The following is a 5,633-nucleotide window of genomic DNA, read 5'->3' as shown; positions in this document are numbered from 1 at the left end:
CCGCGGCGCGCCCTGCCTGGGCTGGGCGTGTCGTCGCGGCCGGCACGGTCCTCGCGCTGGCCGCAGTGCTCGCCTGGCTGGTCCATCTGGGAGTCGTGCCGGGCACCGGGACGCGGGCGCCCACGGCGCCCATCGCCGGGGCCGGCACCGGCGCTGTCAGCACGGCCACCGGGCTGCCCCCGACACCGGCCGCTCGACCCGCGGACGCGCGGGCCATCCTCCAGCAGCTCACCGACCGGCGGGTCGCCGCGCTGGTCGAGCGCCGGACCGACGCACTGGCCGCCGTTCACCGGCGCGGCTCCCCGTCGTGGCAGGCCGACGCTGCGGTCATCGACGCCCTCACGAGCGGTCATCAGCGCTACGCGGGCCTGCAGATGACGGTGGAGGAGGCCGCCTTCGTCACCCGCTCGGAGGTGCGGGCCGTCGTGAGGGCGCGCGTGGCGGTCGCTGCCTACCGGGTCGCCGACGACGACGGTGGCGTCGTGCCCAGGAGCGGCGAGGCGGGCGGGCCGCTCGACTTCCACCTCGTGCACGGTGACGACGGCTGGCGTATCGAGTCGGTCAGCTCGCCGAAGCCCACCTGACGGCTGCCTCCAGAGTGGGGTGCTCGAAGCCGAAGCCGCTCTCGAGCAACCTGCGCGGCTCGACCCGCTGGCTGTCGAGGATCCGGTCGGCGAACTCGCCGACGACGACGCGCAGGGCAAGGCGGGGAGCCGGCACCAGCGCAGGGCGGTGGAGGGATCGCGCCAGGGCCGCCGCGATGTCCCGCTGCCGATGGGGCTCGGGACCGGCGGCGTTGAAGGGGCCGGTCAGCTCAGGGTGGTCGACCAGGTGCGTGATGGCGCGCACCTCGTCGACGAGGGTGATCCAGGGCCACCATTGCCGTCCGGAGCCCAGCGGCCCCCCGAGCCCCAGTTTGGTGAGCAGCAGGAGTGGGCCGAACGCACCGCCGTGGGGGGCCATGACGAGGCCGGTGCGCACCAGCGCGACCGAGACCCCAGCATCGGCCGCGGGCTCCGTCGCCGCCTCCCACCGGACGACGAGCCGGGCGAGGAAGTCCGTGCCGCTCGCGCTGCCCTCGGTGAGCACCTCCTCCCCGCGGTCGCCGTAGATACCGACGGCCGACGCGTTGACGAGGCGGATCGAGCGGCCCGAGCGCTGCTTGGTCTCCGCGAGGGCCTTCGCGATCGTCAGGGTCGAGTCCACCCTGGACCGTTCGATCGCCACCTTGTGGGCGTCGGTCCATCGCTGGTCGCCGATGCCCACCCCGGCCAGGTTGACGACGGCGTCGACGCCGTCGAGGGCCTCGACCGGGAGGTGCCCCGCGGACGGGTCCCAGCGCACCTCGTCGGCGGCGGCCGCCGGGCGCCGCACGAGCCGCAGGACGCTGTCACCACGGCCCTCCAGATGACGGCGAAGCGCGCCGCCGATCAGACCGGAGGATCCGGCGACGGCGACGCGCTTCGTCATGTCAGTCCTTGGCTCAGACGTCGAAGTTGCCCTCCTCGAGACGCGCCTTCAGCGTCGCGAGGAACCGGGCGGCGTCGGCGCCGTCGACGATGCGGTGGTCGTAGGACAGCGCAAGGTACATCATCGACCGGATCGCGATGGTCTCGCCGCCGTCGGCGTCGGTGACGACGACGGGCCGCTTGACGATCGAGCCGGTGCCGAGGATGGCGACCTGCGGCTGGTTGATGATCGGCGTGTCGAACAGTGCCCCACGGCTACCGGTGTTGGTGATCGTGAAGGTGCCGCCCGCCAGGTCGTCCGGCGTGATCTTGTTGTTGCGGGTCCGGTCCGCCACGTCGGCGATCGCCCGGGCCAGCCCGGCGATGTTGAGGTCGCCCGCGTTCTTCACGACGGGGACGATGAGCCCCTTGTCCGTGTCGACGGCGATGGAGAGGTTCTCCGAACCGTGGTAGACGACCTCGTCGCCCTCGACGCTCGAGTTGAGGTTGGGGTGCGACTTGAGGGCCTCGCAGGTGGCGAGCGCGAGGAACGGCAGGTAGCTGAGCTTCGTGCCCTCGCGCGCCTCGAAGTCCTTCTTGGCCCGCTCGCGGATGCGGGCGATCTTCGTCAGGTCCACCTCGACGACCGTGGTCAGCTGGGCGGACACCTGCAGCGACTCGACCATGCGCTGCGCGATGACCTTGCGCAGCCGCGACATCTTCTCGCGGGTGCCGCGCTTGGGGGACACCTGCGCCGGGGCGGAGGGGGCCGGGGCCGGTGCGGCCGGCGCTGCGGTGGCGGGCTCCGGTTGGGCCGCCGGCTGCTTGGCGGCCTCGGCGGCGTCGAGGACGTCCTGCTTGCGGATGCGGCCGCCGACTCCGGTGCCCTGGATGCTGCCGAGGTCGACGTTGTGCTGTGCCGCGAGTTTGCGGACGAGCGGGGTCACGTAGGCGGCCGCGTCGCTCTCGCTCGGGGCGCTGGCCCCGCCACCGACGGCAGCACCGATGGGCTCGGGCTGACGGGCCGGCTGCTCCTGCTGGGGCGCGGGGGCCGAGGGCTGCTGAGGGGCCGGCTGCTGGGCCGGGGCCTGGGGTGCCGGAGCCTCCTGTGCGGGGGCCTCCTGCTGGGCGGGGGCGGGCGCCTGCTGCTGCGCGGGGGCCTCCTGCTGTGCGGGGGCCTCCTGCTGTGCGGGGGCCTCCTGCTGTGCGGGGGCCGACCCGCCGATCACGGCGAGCTCGCCACCGACGGGCACGACCTCGTCCTCGGCGACGAGGATCTTGGTCAGCTTGCCGCTGTAGGGAGAGGGGATCTCGGTGTCGACCTTGTCCGTCGAGACCTCGAGGAGGGGCTCGTCGGTCGCGACGTCGTCACCCTCGGACTTCAGCCAGCGGGTGACCGTGCCCTCGGTCACCGACTCGCCCAGTGCCGGCATGACGACCGTCTGGCCCGATCCGCTGCCGCCCGTGTCGCCACCCTGCGGGGGCGCCTGCTGGGCGGGCTGCTGCGGCTGGTCGTCACCGGGGGTCTGCGGCTCGACCGAGCCGGGCTGGTCCTCGGCGGAGGGAGCCTGCTCCTGGGCGGGCTCCTGCGCCTGCTCCTGCGGCTGTTCGTGGGGCTGTTCCTGCGTCTGCTCCTGAGCCGGGGCACCGCCCGACGAGGGGGCCTCGCCGTCACCGATCACCGCGAGGTCGGCACCGACCGGCACGGTGTCGTCCTCCTGCGCGAGGATCTCCTGAAGCGTGCCCGCGACGGGGGAAGGGATCTCCGTGTCGACCTTGTCGGTCGAGACCTCGAGCAGCGGCTCGTCGACCTCGACCCGGTCGCCCACGTTCTTCAGCCAGCGGGTGACGGTGCCCTCGGTGACGGACTCACCCAGGGCTGGCATGGTCACGCGTTCAGACATGCGTTCTTCTCCTCGTTCCTGTTCTGGCTGTGCTTCACGAATGGGCGTGCAGCGGCTTGCCGGCCAAGGCCAAGTGTGCCTCGCCGAGTGCTTCGTTCTGGGTGGGGTGGGCGTGGATGAAGGCTGCCACGTCCTCGGGGAAGGCCTCCCAGCCGACGATGAGCTGGGCCTCGCCGACCTGCTCGCCCATGCGGGCGCCGATCATGTGGATCCCGACGACGGGGCCGTCGGCGCGGCGTACGACCTTGACGAACCCCTGCGTGCCGAGGATCTGCGACCGGCCGTTGCCGCCGAGGTTGTACTCGTAGGTGGCGACGTCTCCGTATCGCTCACGGGCCTGCGCCTCGGTCAGGCCGACGCTCGCGATCTCGGGGTCGCAGTAGGTGACCCGGGGGATGGACAGCTCGTCGACGACGGTGGGGGAGAGCCCGGCGATGTCCTCGGCCACGAAGATCCCCTGGGCGAACCCGCGGTGCGCGAGCTGCAGGCCGGGGACGATGTCACCGACGGCGCGGACGCCCTCGACGTTGGTGTTCAGGCGCTCGTCCGTCGGCACGAAGCCACGCTCGACGGCGATCCCCGCCTCCTCGTACCCGAGGCCCGCGGTGACCGGCCCCCGACCGACCGCGACGAGGAGCAGGTCTGCCTCGATCGTGTCGCCGGACTCGAGGGTCACCGTCACGACGTCACCGGCCTGGGTCGCACTCGCGAAGCGGGCACCGGTCCGGACCGTGATCTTGCGCTTGCGGAAGGCGCGCTCGAGCTGCTTGGAGACCGCCTCGTCCTCACCGGCGACCAGGCGGGGCAGGGCCTCGACGACCGTGACGTCGGAGCCGAAGCTGCGGAAGACCGAGGCGAACTCGACGCCGATGACCCCGCCACCCAGGACGACGACCCGTGCTGGGACGTGGTCGAGACCCAGGGCCTCGTCACTCGTCATGATGCGCCCACCGATCTCGAGTCCCGGCAGGGTCTTGGCCTGGCTGCCGGTGGCGAGGACGATGTGCCGCCCGGTGAGACGGCGGTCGTCGACGGCCACGGTGCGCGGTCCGTCCAGGCGTCCCGAGCCGGTGACGTATTCGATCTTCGCGGCCTTGACGAGCCCTTGGAGCCCCTTGTGGAGCCGCGACACGACGCTGTTCTTGTAGCTCATGACGCCGGCCATGTCGACGGACTCGAAGGTCGTCTTGACGCCGAACCGCTCGCCCTCGCGCGCCGTGTCGGCGACCTCGGCGGCGTGGAGGAAGGCCTTGGTCGGGATGCAGCCCCGGTGCAGGCAGGTGCCGCCGAGCTCCGCCTTCTCGACGAGCGCGACGGTCAGGCCGAGCTCGGCCGATCGCAGGGCACAGGCGTAGCCGCCCGAGCCTCCTCCGAGGATGACGACGTCGTAGTCGTCCGCGGCGGTCGCCGACATGAAGGATGCTCCTTGAGACTCGGGTTGTCCTGTCCACACTGCAGTGCCCGCTGCTCCCGGGTGGGGATCACGCGCATGTGCATCTTGTCATTGATCGCGACCGACGTCACAAGGAGGTCTCGTGCAGGGACGCGCCGGGGAAGTCGTCGTACAGTTCCGGCATGGGTTGGTTCTCGCGGCGCAAGGCCGCCCGCCGAGAGCGGACCATGCGCTCCGACGGTCCGCTCATGCGGATCGACCTGAAGGCGGTCGAGGACTACCTGCAGCAGTTCGTCGACTCGCACCGGGGAGTCGAGGCCTATGTGGAGCCGTCGACGAGCGTGACGCCCACGACGGTCGTGCTCATCGCGTGGGACGGGGAGTGGACCCGGCGCGCGGTGGGATCCCCGAAGGAGGCGTATGACCTCAGCCAGCGGCTGGGGGTGCCGGTCTATGACGTCAACAAGACCGGCTACCCGAACCGGATGCGGGCGTGGAACAGCCGGAAGCGCCGCGGCGACGCCTGAGCCAAGCCGTGAGGACCCGACCGAGCGCCAGCGAGGTGCAAACGACTGGAAGGCGAGGTGCAAACGAGTGGAAGGTATGCCGCTCACCTGACAGGGTGGGGACATCCCGGCCGCGTCGATCCAGAGGAGAAGGCATGTCGAAGCAGGATGGAGTCGGTCCCAGCGAGGAGACTCGAGCGAAGTTCAAGGCGGCTCTGGAGAAGAAGCAGGCACATGCCGGCAAGGACGTCTCCGACACCGGTGACCGGTCCAAGGTGCACGGTGCCCACGGCCCGGCCAAGGCCCAGCAGATGTTCCGCCGGAAGTCCGGCGGCTGAGCCGTTCCCCAGGTTGACGAGGAGGGGCCGGTGCCCGGGTGGGC

At 71.7% G+C, this 5,633-nt stretch carries 6 protein-coding genes; 3 read left to right on the top strand and 3 right to left on the bottom strand.

Annotated features, from left to right (window positions below; genetic code table 11):
• The coding region (locus N864_RS25170; RefSeq protein WP_034720648.1) for a hypothetical protein at positions 1 to 584 on the top strand (584 nt) is incomplete at its 5' end.
• Here N864_RS25170 and N864_RS18625 read toward each other — a convergent pair.
• Genes N864_RS18625 through lpdA form a run of 3 tightly spaced genes read right to left on the bottom strand, consistent with a single transcriptional unit; the run spans position 562 to position 4,766 of the window.
• Positions 562 to 1,470, bottom strand: a complete 909-nt coding sequence (locus tag N864_RS18625) for a TIGR01777 family oxidoreductase (protein WP_034720644.1) — start codon at positions 1,468 to 1,470, stop codon at positions 562 to 564. The genes N864_RS25170 and N864_RS18625 overlap by 23 nt on opposite strands.
• Before the next feature lie 13 nt (positions 1,471 to 1,483).
• On the bottom strand, positions 1,484 to 3,352 hold the full coding sequence (gene sucB / locus N864_RS18620) for a 2-oxoglutarate dehydrogenase, E2 component, dihydrolipoamide succinyltransferase (RefSeq protein ID WP_034720641.1): 1,869 nt from the start codon (positions 3,350 to 3,352) through the stop codon (positions 1,484 to 1,486).
• Positions 3,353 to 3,386: 34 nt separating this feature from the next.
• On the bottom strand, positions 3,387 to 4,766 hold the full coding sequence (gene lpdA, locus N864_RS18615; protein ID WP_034720638.1) for a dihydrolipoyl dehydrogenase: 1,380 nt from the start codon (positions 4,764 to 4,766) through the stop codon (positions 3,387 to 3,389).
• Positions 4,767 to 4,927: 161 nt separating this feature from the next.
• On the opposite strand from lpdA, the gene N864_RS18610 reads away from it, so the two are divergent.
• Positions 4,928 to 5,272 carry a hypothetical protein gene (locus tag N864_RS18610; protein WP_034720635.1) on the top strand — a complete coding sequence of 115 codons (345 nt, stop codon included), beginning with the start codon at positions 4,928 to 4,930 and terminating at the stop codon, positions 5,270 to 5,272.
• 134 nt (positions 5,273 to 5,406) lie between these two features.
• Positions 5,407 to 5,589 carry a DUF5302 domain-containing protein gene (locus N864_RS18605; RefSeq protein ID WP_034720629.1) on the top strand — a complete coding sequence of 61 codons (183 nt, stop codon included), beginning with the start codon at positions 5,407 to 5,409 and terminating at the stop codon, positions 5,587 to 5,589.
• Positions 5,590 to 5,633: the final 44 nt, after the last annotated feature.

This window comes from Intrasporangium chromatireducens Q5-1 (genome assembly GCF_000576575.1).
GTDB classification, from domain to species: Bacteria; Actinomycetota; Actinomycetes; order Actinomycetales; family Dermatophilaceae; genus Intrasporangium_A; species Intrasporangium_A chromatireducens.
This window is presented reverse-complemented; position numbering and strand designations above follow the sequence as displayed.

Excerpts from the sequence above, each read along its gene's own strand:
- N864_RS18625 (WP_034720644.1), bottom strand. The coding sequence starts at position 1,470 with ATGACGAAGCGCGTCGCCGTCGCCGGATCCTCCGGTCTGATCGGCGGC.
- sucB (WP_034720641.1), bottom strand. The coding sequence starts at position 3,352 with ATGTCTGAACGCGTGACCATGCCAGCCCTGGGTGAGTCCGTCACCGAG.
- lpdA (WP_034720638.1), bottom strand. The coding sequence starts at position 4,766 with ATGTCGGCGACCGCCGCGGACGACTACGACGTCGTCATCCTCGGAGGA.
- N864_RS18610 (WP_034720635.1), top strand. The coding sequence starts at position 4,928 with ATGGGTTGGTTCTCGCGGCGCAAGGCCGCCCGCCGAGAGCGGACCATG.
- N864_RS18605 (WP_034720629.1), top strand. The coding sequence starts at position 5,407 with ATGTCGAAGCAGGATGGAGTCGGTCCCAGCGAGGAGACTCGAGCGAAG.